At 66.9% G+C, this 18711-nt stretch carries 12 protein-coding genes and 1 pseudogene; 7 read left to right on the top strand and 6 right to left on the bottom strand.

The window, feature by feature from the left end; all coding sequences use genetic code 11:
* Nucleotides 1–814: 814 nt before the first annotated feature.
* On the top strand, nucleotides 815–1291 hold the full coding sequence (locus BHS09_RS10885) for a hypothetical protein (protein WP_140789461.1): 477 nt from the start codon (nucleotides 815–817) through the stop codon (nucleotides 1289–1291).
* A 101-nt stretch (nucleotides 1292–1392) separates the two neighbouring features.
* Here the strand turns inward: BHS09_RS10885 and BHS09_RS10880 are convergent, their stop codons facing one another.
* From BHS09_RS10880 to BHS09_RS40255, 4 genes and pseudogenes are all read right to left on the bottom strand, one after another.
* Entirely contained in the window at nucleotides 1393–3474 is a 2082-nt protein-coding gene (locus BHS09_RS10880) for a WD40 repeat domain-containing protein (RefSeq protein WP_237080303.1), read from the bottom strand.
* A 287-nt stretch (nucleotides 3475–3761) separates the two neighbouring features.
* Complete coding sequence (locus BHS09_RS38580; protein WP_237080302.1) at nucleotides 3762–4994, bottom strand: TonB-dependent receptor domain-containing protein; 1233 nt, start codon at nucleotides 4992–4994, stop codon at nucleotides 3762–3764.
* Nucleotides 4995–5387: 393 nt separating this feature from the next.
* Nucleotides 5388–5663, bottom strand: coding sequence for a hypothetical protein (locus BHS09_RS39305; protein WP_237080301.1), 276 nt, complete (start codon nucleotides 5661–5663; stop codon nucleotides 5388–5390).
* A gap of 105 nt (nucleotides 5664–5768) precedes the next feature.
* Nucleotides 5769–6041, bottom strand: a pseudogene (locus tag BHS09_RS40255) (carboxypeptidase-like regulatory domain-containing protein); the annotation flags it as partial.
* 501 nt (nucleotides 6042–6542) lie between these two features.
* On the opposite strand from BHS09_RS40255, the gene BHS09_RS10865 reads away from it, so the two are divergent.
* From BHS09_RS10865 to BHS09_RS10845, 5 genes are all read left to right on the top strand, one after another.
* Nucleotides 6543–7898 (top strand): FAD-binding oxidoreductase, encoded by a 1356-nt coding sequence (locus BHS09_RS10865; protein ID WP_237080300.1) that lies wholly within the window; start codon nucleotides 6543–6545, stop codon nucleotides 7896–7898.
* Between the two features lie 99 nt (nucleotides 7899–7997).
* Complete coding sequence (locus BHS09_RS10860) at nucleotides 7998–9224, top strand: methyltransferase (protein ID WP_140797821.1); 1227 nt, start codon at nucleotides 7998–8000, stop codon at nucleotides 9222–9224.
* 229 nt (nucleotides 9225–9453) lie between these two features.
* A complete protein-coding gene (locus BHS09_RS10855; RefSeq protein ID WP_140789453.1) occupies nucleotides 9454–11628 on the top strand; it encodes a methyl-accepting chemotaxis protein in 2175 nt (724 codons plus the stop codon).
* Between the two features lie 81 nt (nucleotides 11629–11709).
* Nucleotides 11710–12438, top strand: coding sequence for a class I SAM-dependent methyltransferase (locus tag BHS09_RS10850; RefSeq protein ID WP_140797820.1), 729 nt, complete (start codon nucleotides 11710–11712; stop codon nucleotides 12436–12438).
* A 498-nt stretch (nucleotides 12439–12936) separates the two neighbouring features.
* Entirely contained in the window at nucleotides 12937–14457 is a 1521-nt protein-coding gene (locus tag BHS09_RS10845) for a Vgb family protein (RefSeq protein WP_237080298.1), read from the top strand.
* 138 nt (nucleotides 14458–14595) lie between these two features.
* Here the strand turns inward: BHS09_RS10845 and BHS09_RS10840 are convergent, their stop codons facing one another.
* Nucleotides 14596–17064, bottom strand: a complete 2469-nt coding sequence (locus tag BHS09_RS10840) for a helicase-related protein (protein WP_140797818.1) — start codon at nucleotides 17062–17064, stop codon at nucleotides 14596–14598.
* Between the two features lie 76 nt (nucleotides 17065–17140).
* Complete coding sequence (locus tag BHS09_RS10835; protein WP_140797817.1) at nucleotides 17141–17389, bottom strand: hypothetical protein; 249 nt, start codon at nucleotides 17387–17389, stop codon at nucleotides 17141–17143.
* Nucleotides 17390–17561: 172 nt separating this feature from the next.
* Between BHS09_RS10835 and BHS09_RS10830 the strand changes: the two genes are divergently transcribed.
* Nucleotides 17562–18602: a linear amide C-N hydrolase gene (locus BHS09_RS10830; RefSeq protein WP_140797816.1), complete on the top strand. Its 1041-nt coding sequence runs from the start codon at nucleotides 17562–17564 to the stop codon at nucleotides 18600–18602.
* The last annotated feature ends 109 nt before the right edge of the window (nucleotides 18603–18711 follow it).

The following is an 18711-nucleotide window of genomic DNA, read 5'->3' as shown; positions in this document are numbered from 1 at the left end:
AGATGGATCACGTCTATACTTTTGAGCTCAAACGATGTGCGTACCGGGCGCCGCCCGCCTGCTCGCGAGGCATGAGCGGCGCGCCCGCCAACCCACACGGGCGGTTCAAGGCGCCCGTGTCACCGTCACGGGCTAGGTCCGAGACGCCCTGCGGATAAGGAGCGTTGCGGGGCTCTCTGGCGCGCCCAGCTCGCGCTCGCGGGCTCATGTATCGCCGTCTGGCCCGACGCATCCCCTTCTGCCTCCTGGCCACCGCGTGTGGACCGTCAGCGCGGCACCAGGCACTGCTCGAGCGACGTGACGCCATCCGCGCCTCGAACGCAGTACGAGCCGTTCGTCCCGGGTGACCTCACCACGTCCGCATGAGCCGCCTCCTGCCCGACGCGGACGTGTGCGACTGAGGCCCGCGCCTTCCCGCGACGTTCAGCGGGGGGCGACGATGTAGCGGCCGAGCCGTGGCACGGAGGCGCTGACGGTGTTCGCCTCCGTGTCGTCCACCACCACCCCGGGAACCGCCTGCGCGGGAGCGTCCTCGGGCTTTCAGGAGTGCGGTCAGCGAGCCACAACGCACCAGGGAGGATGGTGCGAATCGAGACATGTGCGAACGCCCTCTGGAATGAACCACCTTCACGGGGAGGATGTCTCAGATGTGGCACCTGACAATCGGAAGCACGGCGAAACATGCGCTATGGCCATACCGTGTACCTAGGCCTGTCATCATGGTAAAGACAGGAGTCGTCGAATTCACTATCAACCCAGATTATCCACCATGACCTTTTTCTCGCGAAAAGTGCTCACCCTCCTTGTGTTCTTCATGTCCTCGACCGCGCTCGCCTCTGAGACGTGGGTCCAGGGCCGCGCGGTGCTCCACGCCTGTGTCTACGCTAGCGCCTACGAGGCCCAACTCGAGCTGAACTACCGGAATTACTCCCTGCCGTGGGGCACCTCTGTCTATCTCATCCACGGCTGGGGCGGCCTCAACAGCTTCGTGCCGTTCGACTGGGAGAACACGCAAACCATCGAAGTCTCCGCGTCCGCGCCGTACACGTGGAGCACCACGGTGACGAGCATCATCTCCAATCGCACCTCGCCCAAGTGGTACGAGCACTTCGACTTCGTCTGGAAGGTCGTGCTCCCCAACGGCCACGAGTTCTACGAGAAGGGCAACGGCTCCACCTGGGGCTACTACGCCGCCAGCCTGCTGGACATCACGGAGCGTCCCTGCACGTCCGACGGCAACTTCGTGGGGCCCTACTACCCGCTGTCTGTCACCTCCATCGAGAAGTGGTAGCCACTCCGTGACGCTTCAGCGGCCTGGGCGTCAAATCCAGACGCCCCGCCGCTGTTGTCGGCGATGCCTTTCAAGCCCACGGGCGATTACTTCAATCAGTGTCAGTGGAGGGTGAACACGCCCCGCAAGTCATCCCAGGCCAGCCCATGGCGCCGCAGAATCCGCGTCAGGTCCGGCTCCACGGGCGGCGGGTGTGCGAAGGCATCGAAGCTCAGCAGGTGGAACGTCCGGTCGGAAGCCGCTGCCGCCAGCCACGCGCCATCGGAAGAGAAGGCCACGGCGGAGACGAACCCCTGCAGCCCGGGCACCTCCCCCATGAGCGCCCCGTCGGGAAGCCGCCAGACCTTCATCTCTCCTCCCATTCCGCCGGACGCCACGAACGCCCCCTGAGGCGCCACCGCGAGCGACAAGACGCCTACCGTGCGCGCATCCATCGACGTCAGCACGCGGCCGTCATCTGGGCTCCAGAGCCGGATGGGCTGGCGCATTCCCGCGGTCAGCAACTCCCCGGACGCCAGGAACGTGACGGCGCGGACCCGGTCACCCGCCTCCAGGACGCGAATCACCGCGCCTCGCGCCACGTCCCAGATCCGCACCGTGTGGTCCGCTGCGCCCGAAGCCAGCCTTTGCCCCGTGGCATCGAATGCCAATGCCCACACCTTCCCGGTGTGCCCTGTCAGCCGGGCCACCTGGGTCGCGGAGGGGACAGCCCACAGCACGACGTCCTGCGCCACCCCCGCGGCGAGCAATGCGCCGTCTGGGCTGAAGGCCAACGCCCGGATGGATTCGCGCGCGGCCGGAATCACCATCAGCTGATTTCCGGACCGGACGTCTCGCACGCGCACCTCCCCCTTCAACGTTCCCACCGCGAGCAACCGCCGGTCCGCGCTCACGGCCACGGCCCCCACGGCGTCCGGTGCCTCCAGGCGGGAGTGGAGTTCGCCGCTGGACGAGACCGACCAACTCCGCAGACCGTCCTCCCCACCCGACACAAAGGCGTCTGGCCCCACGGAGGCCAGCACCTCAGGCCAGGCGGGCAACTCCCGCAGCAGGACGTCCGGAGGTACCTCGGACCGTGACCAGACCTTGAGGACGCCGTCCATGCCACCGGACGCGAACGTGCGTCCGTCCGGTGACAGGGCCACGGCCATCACGAAGGTCCGGTGTGCATCCAGCCGCTCCAGGACCTCGCCACCGCCGCGCACATCCACGCGCTGCACGCGCCCCTCCCACCCCGCCTGCACGAGTTGCTGGAAACCAGCATCGATGGCCACGGCCGAAAGCGCCCCTGTGTTGCGCTGCACGTCCAGCAGGGCACCGGTCCGGGCATCCCAGAGACGGATGGCTCGGTCCGCGGACGCGGTCATCACCCGCTCGCCATCCGCGGAGAACGCACAGGACTCCACATTGTCCCCGTGTCCCGTCAGCCGGTGCAGCTCGCGACGCGCCATCAGGTCCCACACCCGCGCGGTCCGGTCCATGCTCGACGACACGAGCCGTCCTCCGTCGGGGGAGAAGGCCACCGCGATGACGATGTCGTCATGCGTGAACCGCAGCACCTCCGCGCCATCACGGATACGCCAGACACGAATCGTCCGGTCCAGTCCACCACTCGCCAGCCACTCACCATCCGGGGAGAAGGCCACGCCCCGCACGACATCCGCGTGCCCGGACAGCAAGGCCACCCTGCGCCCCTGCTTCCAGTCCCAGAGCCAGAGCGCGCCGGGCCTGCCCGCGGCGGCCAGCCACCGGCCATCGGGAGAGAACGCGACGGCATGGAGCTCGGCTTCGTGGCCCTTCAGCTCCGCCACCTGCGTTCCGGCCTCCACGTCCCAGACGCGCACGACCGCGTCATATCCTCCCGATGCCAGCAGCCTGCCGTCTGGTGAGAAGGCCAGCGCCAGCACGGAACCCTCGAACTGCTTTGCCCACTCGAGCGACGAGGCACGCTTCTCCGCCCACACCTGTCCCCAGCGCGCCGTGGGTGAGTCTTCCGTGTGTCTCGCGGACGCGAAGTAGCCAGCCGCCAGGGCCCATTGCTTCGTCTCGATGGCCGCGTCACCGCGGGCCCGGAAGAGTTCGGACCGAGCGTCTCGCACCCCAGGGACCTCGGACGAGGAGCGCCGCCCCACGCAGGACACCGTGAGCAGGACCAGGACCCACCACCACGAACGCAGGCGCATTCCGGATTCATCACCCGGGGCACGGCCCCGGCACAATCCCCTTCGCCCAGCACATGAGCCCGTGGCGGAACCGACACTGGGCATTACTCGTTTTACTGCTTTCGCCTTCTCTAGGGTGGTTGGTCGTGGGCGCCCTGGCGCTCCCACTGGCCTGTGGACCTCAATCGGAACGGGAGCCACCACGACGTACGACGTCACCGGACTGACGAACGGCACGGCGGGCGCGCTCATCGAGGACACCTCTATCGACATTCAGCCTACGCGCATGGGCGGACAGGGCAGCGACGTCAGAACGAGTAGCGCACTCCGAACCGCACCTGTAGCGGCGGCAGGACATACAAGGGGGGCACCCCGTCAGACTCCACCGAGCGCCCCTCTCCCAACCACGCCCCCGGCTGCGTATTCAACAGGTTGAGTGCATCAAGCTCGAACGACACCGACTCGAATCTCGACACTTGATACTTCAAGTCCACGTGGGCATCGAGGACGTGGACCCAACGATTCCGGGTCCCCAAGTCATCCCGTGGCGTTCCAGATGCGCCCTGGTAGGAAACCCCTGTGAGCAGGTGAAGCTTACGAGCCAACTCGAAACCACGGGTACCGGTGGCCTTGATGGAATGAGCGCGGTCCGCCGGAAGCAATTGCTGTCGAACCAAGGGGCGCCCTGCATCGGCGCCGAGTGGCTCGGTCTGGTTTCCGTACAATCTCGACCATGTGTAGCTGAATTGGGTGCGCACCCAATAGAATTTCGGCTGTACCGACACCGTCACGGCATCATAAGTACGAACAGCTTTCGGAAGCGCCGCTGCGAGCCCGATACCCGGATTGCCAATCAGCACACCCTCATCGTCTGGGCCGTCGACGGACGCCAGTGTGGTATCAAGCCGACGCCGGGCATAGTGCGCAGCCAACTGGAACCAGAGATTTCCGTTTTGCGTTGGACGAAACTCATGCGAAGCCCCCACGATGACCTCACGGGAGGACGTCGGGACGAGGTTGGGATCGAAGGTGACACCTTGGCCCGATTCTGCATCCATGAGCCCGAGCGGCACCAGGTCGTGGTACTTCGCGAAGGATGCGAAGAGCTGCGAGTGATACATCGTCCGTGGATTGATGACCACGCCAGCCCGCGGTGAGAGCAGGTAGGCCGTGAGCGCCCGGCGCCCATCCAACCCCTCCCTCAGGGACTGCACATCATAGCGAGCGCCGCCTTGAAGCGTGAGCAAGTGACTCACGGTCCATGTGTCCTGCACGAATCCCCCCAAGACTGTGCTTGCCGCACGGGATGCGACCGGATGTACCGAGTCGTGCATGGAGTGCTCCGCGTCAATACTCGCCTTGAACACGTGAGTCCCCACGGCGTGCAGCAAGTAATATCCCTCGGTCTTCGCGTGAAAGCGGCGCTGCGCTCGCCGCGCATCGCCAGTCGATACGCGGCTGACGGCTTTGTGATTCAGCCATCCCGCCTTGAAGGAAAGGAGCAGATGATTGTCCAGGAACATGCCGTTGTAATCGAACATCCCCAGGACCGTCTCACTGTCGAACTCCCAAGGTCGGTCGGCAGTATCCGTCCCTCGTACCAACGAAGGCGTGGCGAGGACGAGCAGTGACGCATCATGACCAGGAGCGACATGGTACGTCAGCCGGCCCACCGCCTGGATTCCACGGTGGTCCGTCAGGTCATCGCGCCGCCCGTTGCGACTGAGCGTCGGCACAACGCCCGCGAAGAACGAGAGACGATTCCGCACGAGCGGACCGCCCAGGGTTATGCCGAAGTCTCCCAGGTTCTTGAGCCCATTCCGGCTGGTGCCCACCGAACCCGCGTTCGGAATGGATTCACGCGGCCCCTCCAGCCCGCCTGGGGTCCAGGAAGCAAAGGCGGAGCCGGAGATGCGGGTGCACCCTGTCGGCAATCAAGCCTCGATGACACCACCGTTCGCACGTCCCTGGTCCGGCATGGAGCCTCCCGCATGCACCGTCACGAGGGAAACGAACTCCATGCTGAGGGGCACCAGGTTCAATCCCGTGACGGCATCTCGGGTGGAGAAGCCCTCCAGCAGATAGCCGTTCTCGGATGCAGAGGCTCCCCGGATGGCGAAGCCAGATGCGTCAAGCAGCGTGACAGGACTGAGTTCAGCAAGACTCTCCGCGGCGCGCAGTCCTCCGCTCCCGCCTCGCGGCCTGCCCACCGGCAGGCCTACAACCACACGCGGTGCGGTATATGACCTGGGGGTGTGAGCCAGATCGCTGGAGATTCCCCCGCAGCGCACGTGGAAGGTGGGCGCTTTTTCACTCAGCCCGACATCGACACGCAGGGTCGAGCCCTCAGCGACCTCCAAGCGCTCCTGAGAATGGGCCGTATACTTCTCCTGCTCGAACCGAATCGAATAGGTCCCAGGCGGAACTCCATCCAAGCGATAGGCGCCAGCGGCATCCGTCTCCGTCCGTATCTCTCCCGGCGCCGTAGATGAACTTGCCGTCACGCTGACGCCTGGAAGAGGGTGTTCCCATTCGGAATCAAAGACTGTTCCGACAATGGCAGCCCGAGGTCTCTCCGCAGCCCCCATGGACAACACCGCGGCCAGGATGACACCCGCAAGCCGCTGAATCCCCCTCATGCCCATGATGGCAGCACCCTCCCGTTCAAGCCAGCATGGCACGGCGACTTGCCCTTGGATTGACAATCTCCATCCCGCGCTGCCGCTCTGGACATAGCCATCACCAGACAACCATCCGGGAGCCGGGCCCCCCAGACCTCGAACTCAAACCCTGTGGCTACGAAGGAAGACGAAGCTCCTGGTCTGCCCCCTCTCCCCTATCGGGCCTGCCAAGCGCCACGTCCTCGTCCCTCCGCCAACACGTGCCTGGGCGCCCCCTCCCGCCCACCTGCCGTGAACGCGCCTTCGCGCTCGCCGACCGTCCCTAGCTTGGCTGTAGGGGGCCTCTCCCATCACGGCCCCACGGAGGAGAAAGCCATGCCCCTGGACCCTCGAAGTGAGCCTGCGCGAACAGGCGAAGGACGGCCGCCCGGGCTGCCTCCAGGCCGGGTCGAGCAGCTACGGGCCCGCTTGCGCGGTCGGCTCGTGCGCCCCGGGGACGCGGACTACGAGGAGCACTGCCGCGTCTACAACGCCATGATTCACAAGCGGCCGTCGTTGATTGCCCGATGCGCCGACGTGGCGGACGTCCTCGCGGCGGTGGAGTTCGCACGAGAGCAGGGCCTCATGCTCGCGGTCCGTGGGGGTGGGCACAACGGTGCTGGCCTGGGCACCTGCGACGGGGGGCTCGTCGTCGACCTGTCGCTCATGCGCGGCGTCCGGGTCGCCCCCGAATCGGGCACCGTGCGTGTCGCGGGAGGAAGCGTCTGGGGCGAAGTGGACCATGCCACGCACGCGTTCGGGCTCGCCGTTCCCTCGGGAATCATCTCCACCACGGGCGTGGGTGGCCTCACCCTGGGTGGCGGCCTGGGCCACCTCTCACGCCGCTACGGCCTCACCATCGACAGCCTGCTCGCCGTGGACATGGTGCTGGCGGACGGGCGCTTCGTCACCGCGAACGCCGAGCAGCACCCGGACCTGTTCTGGGCCGTGCGCGGCGGCGGCGGCAACTTCGGCGTCGTCACGTCCTTCCTCTTCCAGGCCCACCCGGTGGACACCATCCTGGGAGGTCCGACGCTCTGGCCCCTGGAACGCGCCGAGGAGGTGATGCGGTGGTACCGCGAGTTCATCCCCACCGCGCCCGAGACACTCACCGGCTTCTTCGCCTTCATGGTCGTCCCGCCCGCGGCGCCCTTCCCGCCCCACCTGCACTTGCAGAAGATGTGCGCGGTGGTGTGGTGCTACACCGGAGACCCGGCTCAAGCCGACACGCTCTTCGCGCCCGTGCGCGCCATGGCCCCCGCGCTCGACGGCGTGCAGACCATGCCCTACCCCGCGCTGCAGAGCATGTTCGATGCGCTCTATCCGCCGGGCCTCCAATGGTACTGGCGCGCGGACTTCGTGCGGGAGCTGGGGGACGAAGCCATCTCCCGGCACGTGGCGTTCGCCCACCGCCTGCCCACGATGCACTCCACCATGCACCTCTATCCCATCGACGGAGCGGCACACCGGGCGGCACCAGGCGACACCGCCTTCAGCTTCCGGGACGCGCGGTGGGCGGAGGTCATCGTCGGAGTGGACCCATCTCCTGACAAGGCCGGGGACATCACCACCTGGACGAAGGAGTATTGGGAAGCCCTGCATCCCTACTCCGCGGGCGGCGCCTACGTGAACTTCCTCATGGACGAGGGCCAGGAACGCGTACAGGCGACGTACCAAGACAACTACGCAAGGCTGGTGGAAGTAAAGGACCGCTATGACCCGACCAACCTTTTCCGCGTGAATCAGAACATCCGCCCCAGCACCGGCACGCCGCTTCGCCATTAAGCCACCATTCGCACGCGCCCTTGCTCGCTCGGAGCGGCCTCGGTTGGTACCTTCCGTGCCCGCAGTTCGCTCCACCACCAACCGCGAGGAGACTGAGGCATGGCGACGGGCTTCGAGGCTTACAGGATGGAGGACCCCACGCTCCTGGCGAACGTGCGCGAGGCCCTGCTGCAATCCTACTTCGCGGACTTCGATGTGGGCTTCCTGAAGACGCCGGCGGGCCAGTCGGACATCGCGGACCATGTGGATGGCCGCTACAACCGGTGCGTCGACCACGTACTGCCCTGGCTCGCGCGATACACGAAGCTGGGCAAGGCGAACGTCGTCGAGCTGGGCTGTGGCACGGGCTCCAGCACGGCGGCCTTTGCCCAGGTTGCCCGCCACGTCACGGGATACGACATCCACGCGCCCTCCGTGCGCGCGGCCCAAAGCCGCATGAAGGCCCTGGGATTGCGCAACGTCGACACGCGCGTCGTGGAGCCCGCGAAGTTGCTGGAACAGCTGAGGCAGGAGAACCCCGGGGGCGCCGACATCTTCGTACTGTACGCGGTGCTCGAACATCAGACGCCCGCCGAGCGACTGGAGACGCTCCGCACCGGATGGGACCTGCTGCGTCCCGGAGGACTGCTCGTCGTCGTGGATACGCCCAACCGGCTCGTGTACTTCGACGCGCACACGTCCCTGATGCCGTTCTTCCACTTCCTGCCGCCTGAACTCGGGTGGCCGTATGCCTCACGTTCCCCCCGCGAGAACTTCCGAGATTCGATGGCCCAGGCGTCCGCCGAAGACGCCCCCATGCTGCTGACCCGATGGGGCCTGGGCGTCAGCCACCATGAGCTCGAGCTGGCGCTGGGGAACATCGACCCCTTGCTGGTGGGGACGGGCTTCGAGCCAGAAGTGCTCGACATGTTCCCCGTCACACTCGACGAAGAGGTGCTGCGTCTATACGTGGAGAAGAGCGGCGCTCGCGTACCCAAGGCCCTCACCCGGAACACGCTGAACTTCGTTCTCCGCAAGGGTGACAATGCCGACCTCATCGCCCGCCGGCCTTCGCCGCCTCCGGTTCGACACCTCATCAACGAGACGTCGAACCCGGCCCAGGCCCAACGCCTCCACGAACTGGAACAGCGCGTCTCCGCGGACGAGCGGAAACTCCAGGAGCAGGCCCAGCGCATCCGGGAACTGGAAGAGCACATCGCCACCCCGCCCCTGCGACACCAGCTCGCCGATCAGCTCAACGGCGCCCTCAAACAGACGGCCCTTCACCGTCAGGCCCGGAAGCTCATTGAATGGTCGGTGGGCCGCGTCAAGCGCGGCTCGCGCTGAGTCTTCGCGGCCCCAGGGCTCCCAGCCGGGCGGCGCAGTGATACACGCGCCGCGCCGTCCGGCATCCCCACGGAACTTTGCCTTGCTGACGAAGCCCGTGAAACACAAAAAACAGGCAATCCCGGACCCAAGTCTCACCGCCTGTCGATGAAACACATACGGGCAGAGTTCGAGCGGCCAGGCGGGGTGAAGCAGACCCATTTTACAGGGGCGTCTCCCGCACCTGAGGATGGACGCATCCATGCGTCACATCCGCATTCCGACTCACGCGCCGGCGATTCACGCAGTCCCCGGTGTTTCACCTGTTTCACCTGCCGGCGCATGCATGTCTTCACGACGCACGTCGTGGTGCTGGGTGCTGCCGTTCCTCCTGATACTCTCCACCTCCGCGTGGGCGGACACAGGACGGCCCAGCATCGACTTGAATCAGGGCTGGCGATACCGCTGGGGAGACTCACCGCCGGGCCCCGCCGATGTACCAGCCTGGGCACTGGAGTCAGGGGATGAGCAGGCGTGGCAGCCCGTGGCGGCCCTCCGCGAGCCGCCGGGCCGGGGAGCGAACACCTTCCTCTGGCTGAGCATCCCCGTCCCGCAGGGGCAGTGGCTGGAGCCCGCGCTCTACCTGGGCACGGTAGCCAATGCCTTCGAGGTCTACGTCAACGGCCACCGCGTCCATTCGAGCGGGCGGCTCAATCCCTCGGGTACGGAGGTGACGGACAACCTCGCGTGGCGGCTCGTTCCCCTGCCCCCCGCGGTGGAAGGCGCGCGCCTGCTGCTGCGAATCCAGGGCAGCGGTCCAATCATCGGCGTGGGAGGCGCGGCCCGGGTGGGGGCACACCATCAACTGCTCGCGACGGTGACGCGCACGGGGCTGGCACCCTTCGTCATGGGCATGCTGCTGCTCACCATCGCCAGTGCCGCCGCCTTGGGTGCCCTGGTACGGCGCCAGACGCAGATGCTCCTACCGCTCGTCATCTTCACGAGCGGCTCGGCGGCCCTGCTTCTGGGCACGAGCGGCCTGATTCCCGCGCTCTGGGGCGGCTATCTGCTGGGGAGCCAGCTCACGCTGGTGGGCTCGCACTGCATCCTGCCCGCGCTCGCCTGGTTCATCTCCGATAGCGTCCTGGAGAACCGGATGCGCTGGTTCCGCTTGAGTGCCTGGGCCGCGTGCGTGCCGGCCTCCCTTCAAGTCATCATCGTGATGGCCGACCTGGGCATGGCGCAGCGGAACCTTGGCATCTTCGTCCTCTACTCGGTGCCTTGCCTGCTCGGGTGCGTCATCGTCGCGGGCATCTCGGCGTGGCGGGGCAACCCCGACGCGCGAATCTTCTCCATTGGCCTGGGCGTGTTCTTCGGTGTCGTCATCCACACCACGCTGCCGGTGTTCGGACTGGTGGAGGCCACGGACTCGCTCATGCACTGGGGCTTCCTGGCGCTCACGCTCTCGTTGGTGGGCATCGTCGTGCGCCGCTCGGTGTTGGTGGTGCGCGCGCTCGCGTCGCACACGCGCCAGCTCGAGGAGCGTCGTCATGAAGTGAAGCGGCTCGCCCAGGACATGGGGAGCGGCGCTGGCGAGCTGGCCGCGGTGGCGCAACAACTGCGCACGTCCAGTGAGGTGCAGACGGCGGGTGTCAGCCGGCAGGCCGCGGCGCTCCGCGAGGCGGAGCAGACGGTCCAGGAAATCCGGCAGGGCTCCCTGGTGACGGCGGACAAGGCGCGGCGGCTCGCGGGCTCCATCGAAACCGCCGAGGAGGCGGGGCGCGATGGCGGCGCGGCCATCACCCGCACGCTCACCAACCTGGAAGCCATCCGCCAGGAGGTCTCCGAGATGTCGAGCCGCATCCTCGCGCTGGACGCACGCACCCGCGAAATCTCCAGCATCGTGAACACCGTGAAGGGGCTTGCGGACCAGTCCAACATGCTGGCCATCAACGCCGCCATCGAGGCCGCGCGCAGCGGGGAACACGGCCGGGGCTTTGGCGTCGTGTCGCGAGAGGTCCGCAGCCTCGCCGACCAGTCCATTCTGGCGACCCATCGCATCCGCGAGGTGCTCGACGGCGTGAGCCTGAGCATGCGTGAGGCCGCGAAGATGAGTGAACAAGGAGAGCAGCGAGTGAAGGCGAGCCTGGACGCGGTGCGCGTCTCCGGCACCCAGCTCCAGCGACTCACGGGCATCATCGACGACACCGGCACCAGCGTGCGGCAGATTTCCGCGGCGGTGGCGCAGCAGGACACGGGCACCTCCCAGATTGCCCAGGCCATTCAAGACCTGTCCGCCCAGATGCGGCACACGCTGCGCACCGTCGAGGAGACTCAGAAGGTGTCGGGCTCGGTGCAGGCGCTGGCGGAGAACATGGCGGGCACGGCCCGCATCGCGCTCCAGGCGGGAACGCTCGATGACTGAGCCGCGTCCCGTGACGTCCGCGCCGTGACGGATGGGAGCGCACCGGTTGCAGGCCCGCGCCAAGGGTGCTCAAAAGCCAGCATGGCGCAGAACATCTACGACGACCCCGGCTTCTTCGAAGGCTACAGCCAGCTGCGGCGCTCGATGGAAGGGCTCGCAGGTGCACCGGAATGGCCCGCGCTGCGGGCGATGCTGCCCGTGCTGCGGGGCCTCCGGGTGATGGACCTCGGCTGCGGCTACGGCTGGTTCAGCCGGTGGGCCCGGGAACAAGGGGCACTGCAGGTTCACGGGCTCGACGTCTCGGCGCGAATGCTGGAACGGGCCCGGCAGCTGACGTCCACCCGCGACATCGTCTACACCCAGGCAGACCTGGAGACGGTGGAACTTCCTCGAGCCAGCTTCGACCTCGTCTACAGCTCCCTGGCCTTTCACTACATCGAAGACCTGCCGTGCCTGCTCGCGAAGGTGCACGCCACCCTGGTTCCGGGTGGCGCGCTGGTCTTCTCCATCGAACATCCCATCTACATGGCTCCCACCCACCCGGGCTGGCGGGTGGATGAACAAGGCCAGAAGACATGGCCCCTCAATGGCTACCAGGCCGAGGGGCCCCGCACCACGGACTGGCTCGCCAAGGGCGTCATCAAGTACCACCGCACGCTGGGCACCTTGTTGAACGCCCTGATTCACACCGGTTTCAGTCTGCGCCAGGTCAACGAATGGGGTCCGACCGAGGCGCAGCTCTCCGCCCAGCCGGAATTGGCCGAGGAGCGGGAGCGCCCCATGATGTTGCTCGTGTCCGCGCGGCGTTAGACAAACGCGGCGACGTCCACCCAGCCCCCCGCAGAGCTGACTCCAGGCATTCGCTATGCCCGCGCACGTCTGGCGGAGGCGTTCGGCCTGCCGATGCGGCGCAAGCCCTCTATCGCGCCATGTCCGGCCCCAACGACTCCGATGCCCGCTCCTTCCAGAAGCTCGCCAAGAGCCGCATGAGCCGGGGCCGGAGCACCAAGACCGCCTCGGCGAGAGACTGAGCATTGGCATCCATGCCAGCGCATTGAAGCTTGTCGCCAGGCCCGGCGCCCGAGCCCCTGTCTGGCCCTCCCCGCGCATGAAGCGGCCCATCCCGGAGCTCCGGCTCCGGATTGCCGGGCATTGAAGCGTCCTGTGCACGGACGCGTGGAACCCTCCCAGTCAATGGCAGCCCTCCCTCCGTGTCCTCACCCTGGGCTCGCGTCAAAGGGGAGGCAGCTCATGAAGGGTTGGCGGCTGGGTTGTGCAGCACTCGCGGCGTGGTGGTTGGTTGGGTGCATGGGAGGACCCGACGAGCAGGCAGACAGCTTCGGGGAGCAGGCGGAGTCGGAGTCCGTCGAACAGGAAAGCGTCGAAGCGCAGTGGAAGGCCCCGGAGAAGAAAGTCTATTCAGAGAACTTCGGAGAAGGGGCGGGCCCCGAGTGGAGCCACCGCACCGTGTCCCGGACGCCGAAGGGAGAGCGAAAGTTCCTGGGGCCCTTCAACGAGCAGGAAGTCACGCTCAGCCTGGCCGACCTGCCGGACCATGACGAGGTCGAGGTCCAACTGGAGCTGTTCGTCCTCAAGTCGTGGGACGGTAACGACACGACGAAGGGGCCCGACCGTTGGGTCGCGAGCGTGGACGGCGGTCCCGTCCTGCTGGATGCCACCTTCTCCAATGACGACGCGCCGTTCGACGCACGCTACAGACAGTCGTACCCGAAGCCCTACCTCCAAGGCAGCTACCCGGGCCTCACCGGCGCATCGATGAAGGGCAAGCTCGGGTACCGCGACGAGTCCGGCTACGGCAGCCGCGGGGATGCCATCTATCCCCTGTCCTTCACTTTCAGGCACACCGGAGACCGGCTGACACTCCGCTTCGCGGACCCGCCTCGAGGCGAGGCCAACGAACAGTGGGGCCTGGATTCGGTGAAGGTGAAGGTCCGGAAGAAGAAGGTAGGCGACCTGCTGGTCAGCAACAACGTGAACAGCAGCGTGCTGCGCTACGACGGGAAGACGGGAGCCTTCGTGGGCGTCTTCATCCCGCCTGGCGCCGCCGGACTCAACAACCCGCAGGAGCTCGTCTACGGCCCTGACGGCAACCTCTACATCGCCAGCTTCGCCAGCAGGGAGGTGCTGCGCTTCAACGGGAAGACGGGCGCCTTCATCGACATCTTCGTGCCCGTGGGCAGTGGCGGGCTGGGCTTCCCCGGCGGCCTCATCTTCGGTCCTGATGGCAACCTGTATGTCGCCGACAGCTTTGGCGGCACCAACAGCGTGCTGCGCTACGACGGGACGACAGGCGCCTTCATCGACGTGTTCGCTTCGGGCGGCGGACTGCTCGTTCCCCAGAAGATGGCGTTCGACAAGAAGGGGAACCTGTTCGTCGTCAGCATCATCGGCAACAACGTGGTGCGCTACGACGAGAATGGCGCGCCCTTCCCCGCGGCCGGACAGCCCGGTGCCATCTTCATCCCGGACATCGACGCGGTGACGATTGCCATTGGCAAGAACCACAAGCTCTACGTTGGCACCACGGCCGGAGATGACGTCCTGCGCTTCAACGCCAAGACGGGCGCCTTCATCGACGTCTTCGTCGAATCGGGGAGCGGTGGCCTGACTGATTTCGTGGACATGGAGTTCGGTCCCGACGGCAACCTGTACATCCCGGACTTCCTCCCGGCCACGGTGTTGCGCTTCAGCGGGAAGACGGGGAACTTCATTGACGTCTTCGTGCCCGCTGGAACTGGCGCCAACGCGGCCACCCTGACGTTCATGCCCTCGAAGCGAAACAAGCCGCACGGGCACGAAGCGAACTGAGCGCCACCAGCGCTCGAAGGCTGGCGGGGGCGGGTAGTAGAGACTCACTCCCGGCTCGGCGGACGTCCAGTCGCCGAGCACCTGCGCGAGCCGTCCCTTCAGGCGAGGAGCTCCGACGCAGACGGGTGCGCCAGCGCCTCATGACTCCGAGGGTTCGTCTCGAATCTCCGTGGCATTCCGGACCGCACCCTCCCGGGGCCGCCGTCGCTCCCGCTCCGAGGCCCCGCTCCGAGGCGAACCTGGGTGAGCGGCGCTCGTGCCGGACACTTGCGCGGAGCCGCCACGTCGGCGACGGCGCCGACGCGGCGGAGGGCTTCCAGTGGCGCCTCCCAGCTCGCGCAGCACCCGAGCCCGGATACCACCCTCCAAGCGGAGCTCCTGCATGAGCGCCTGCACCTGCCGGCCCCCGTGCGGGTGGCGCAGGGCCTCGCACAGCCGCTCGACGATGTCGATGCGCAGAACCACGCTCCCGAGCACCTCGTACCCATAGGCACGTGCGTCCCGGCGGTCCAACTCGGAGAGTTGAAGCACGGGTTCTCGTGGCACCCCGGTGGGGCATGGCCGCTGGAGGAACAGCGACGTCAGCATGCAGCGCCGCTCCAGCGCATGCGGGCTGAGGGCCTCGGCGGCGTAGACGAAGCGGTGTCCTTCGCAGACGCCTTGCTCCTTCATGCGCGCACGAGCCTCCTCATCCAACAGCCGCCACTGCTCATGCGCCTCGCCCTGCGTAATCACGCCCAGCCCTTCGGACAGGCGATACGCGAGCCCACGCGCCGCCGCGTTCCGCCCCGCTCCGGAGAAGGACTCAGCGGGAAAGCCGCCCATGGCCTCGGTGACGAGGTCCCGAGCCAGCGCCAGCAGACGCCGCTCCAGCCGCTGCCGCGCGCCGCCCGTCCAGACCTCCGGCTCCGCCAGTGCCAGCAAAGGGGAGCGGCGGTCCGTCCCGCGAACGAGGCGTGCCAGGGGCTCGCCTTCGAAGGAGATGGCGCCAGTCGCATCCACCTGGAAGGCGTCATGGCTCGCGTCCACCACCCGCTGGACGAACTGCTCCTCCGTTATCGCGAAGCCCTCGGCGCCCGGCATCACCTCCAGCATCTGCCCCAGCTTGGCGAAGGGACTGGCCGAACCGGATGACGGCCGCGCGGTGGCCTTCACAAAGCGACGCGTGCTGCGCCTCGCGGCACGCTGCACGAAGCGCTCGACGAGCCGTTCATGGAGCGCGTCCCCCAGCGCATCCTCGATGCCGCGGGTCCGCTCCTGCCAGTGCTCCGCCTCATGCAGCCAGCCCGGCCGATGACTGATGTACGTCCAGATGCGGATGGCCGCCAGCCGGTCCATCAGCGTGTGGATGTCTCCGGACACGTCGTCGAGCGGCGCCACCTGCTTGTTCAGCCAGACGGCGTCCAGCTTTCCGTCCCCGGCGGTGAGTTGCAGGAACGTCTCACGCAGCAACGCGACATGCTGGCCGAAGAGCCCCTTGCGGAAGTCGGGTATCTGGCAGACCTGCCACAGCAGCTCCACCATGGCCGGCCCGGTGGCCAGGTCCTGGATGGCTGGAACACGCGAGAGGTCCTTCAGCGCATCGAAGTCATCCGCGCGCTCCACCCGGATGAAGGCACTGTGGCCCGGCGCGCGCGCCAGTGAATCCAGCAGGGCCTCCGGGCTCGCGAAGTCGAGCGAGGCATTGCGCCAGATGAGGCTCCGGACCGCCGGGAAGCGGTGCGTCTCGATGGCGGAGACCACCCGCGGCGGCAGCTCCGGCAACGTGTTCAGCGTGCCGAAACTCCCGTCGTTCAAGTGGCGGCCGGCACGGCCCGCGATCTGTGCCAATTCGTCCGGGTAGAGCTCCCGCTGGTCAGCGCCGTCGAACTTGGACAGCGCGGCGAAGGCCACATGGTTGAGGTCCAGGTTCAGCCCCATGCCAATGGCATCCGTGGCCACCAGGTACTGCACCTCTCCAGACTGGTACATCGCCACCTGGGCGTTGCGCGTCCGGGGAGACAGCGCGCCCAGGACCACGGCCACGCCGCCTCGGAGGCGCCGCAGCGACTCGGCCAGCTCGTAGACGCGGTCCGCGGAGAACGCGACCACCGCCGACCGAGGCGGGAGGCTCTTCAGGGAGCGATGCCCCGCATACCGAAGCTGCGACAGACGGGTGGCGCGCTTCACCGACGCATGGGGGATGAGCGTCTGGACCATGGGCCGCATCGTGTCCGCGCCCAGGAACCAGGTCTCCTTGCGTCCCCGGGCATGGAGAAGCCGATCCGTGAAGACATGTCCGCGTTCACGGTGAGCAGCCAGCTGGATTTCATCCACCGCGAGGAAGTCGACGGACTTGTCGGTCGGCATCGCCTCGACGGTGCAAATCCAGTAGTCGGGGCGCGGGGGCACGCGCTTCTCCTCCCCCGTCATCAGCGCCACGCGGCCCTCACCCACCCGAGCGGTCACCCGGTCATAGACTTCACGGGCGAGCAGGCGGAGCGGCAACCCCATGATGCCCGAACCGTGCTCGAGCATGCGCTCGATGGCTCGGTGGGTCTTCCCCGTGTTCGTGGGCCCCAGCTCCGCCACGACGACGGACGACCGGCTGGATGGGCTGGAGTTCATCCGCGGATTCTAACCTCGGGCGGGCCCCTCCGCCCGGCTCCAGCGGCGGCGGGGCCCCTTCCCAGTCCAGCGGGGCCTACGGGTTGTTGCACTGCGTGCCAACGTCGTTGCTGGCGAAGACGTTCTGGCGGGAGGCCTCGGTGAAGGCGGTGATGGTGATGTGCTCCAGCGTGGAGTCGGCATCCCTGCTGAACTGGAAGCCCGCCCAATGGCCCTTGGTCGCCGTTGCATCGTCGGGGCCGAAGCGGATGGGCGCCTCCGCCGTCCCCCGGGCCTGAATGGAGCCGGGCAGCGGATTCCCGCTGCCGTCGTACGAACCCACCATGACGAGGATTCCTGACACGTCACGCCCCCCGCGGAACGCGTCAGCGGACGCGCCGCTGAGTGGCTGCGCGCGCCAACCAGCGGGAAACACGGTGGCACCGCGCGCACAGCACATGGCACGCGGAGTGCTTTGGCTCGGGCAAACACCGACACCTCCCCAAGGAGCCCGCCGCATGTGCACTGACTTCATCGTCGTCGCCAAGGACTCGTCCGTCGTCGTTGGCCGCAGCATGGAATTCGGTAAGCCGCTCAACCCCATGCTGAGGGTCCACGCACCTGGAGAGGAGTTCCAGTCGCCCGCGTCCATGGTGAATCTGAAGGGCCTCTCGTGGAAGTCGAAGTATGGCTTCGTCGGCATCACCTCCACGCTCTTCGATCTCACCGTCATCGCGGATGGCATGAACTCGGAGGGACTGTCCGCTGGCGCGCTGTGGATGCCCGGTTCCCACTTCCCCACTGCAACCGATCCGTCCAAGGCCCTGGCGCCGGAGTTCTTCGTGACATGGGCGCTCGGCAACTTCGCCACCGTGGACGAGTTGTATGACGTCCTCGTGCGCAAGGAGGTCCAGATCTGGCACAGCGATTGGCTGTCGAAGCTCGCGCCGCTGCACTTCCCCATCCACGATGCGAAGGGCAACAGCCTCGTCGTGGAGTTCATCGACGGAGAGGTGAATCTCTACACAGGTAAGGACAATCCGGTGGGTGTCCTGACCAACCACCCGACCTTCCCCGACCAGTTGGAGAACCTCAAGAACTACGCGAAGCTGACGGCGTATGACATCGACCAGGTGACGCTCGGCTCCGCCACGTTCGAACCCCATGGCTGCGGCAGCGGCATGCTCGGACTGCCGGGCGACTCGACGCCGCCCTCGCGCTTCGTCCGCATCGCCTACCTCCGGCAAGCCGCCAAGCAGCCCGAAGACGCGGCCGCGGCCTGCACCCTCGCGTTCCACCTGCTCAACACGGTGGACATCCCGAACGGAACCAGCCGCAAGCACGCGAAGCCGGACAAGGACGAGCTTTGCGACTACACCCTATGGGCCGTCGCCAAGGACCTGACGAACAAGGTCCTGAACATCCGCTTCTACGACAGCCTCGCCGTGCAGTCGGTGGACCTGAGGACGCTCGACTTCGCCACTGCCGCGAAGCGGAAGAACATCAAGGTCGAGTCCATCACCAAGGGCATCGACATCACCGCGGCGCTGGCGGGCTGAGCCCACCGCACAGCCGCGGACACCCCGAGGCGTGACGCCGGGCATCCAAAGGTGGGTGCCCGGCAGTCCTCGTGCGTCGCCGCGAGTCCCACCCGAGCGCACTAGGTGT

The sequence above is a fragment of the Myxococcus xanthus genome, from assembly GCF_006402735.1.
GTDB lineage: Bacteria > Myxococcota > Myxococcia > Myxococcales > Myxococcaceae > Myxococcus > Myxococcus xanthus_A.
The sequence above is the reverse complement of the archived record's forward strand: the minus strand, read 5'-3'. Positions and strand labels throughout refer to the sequence as shown.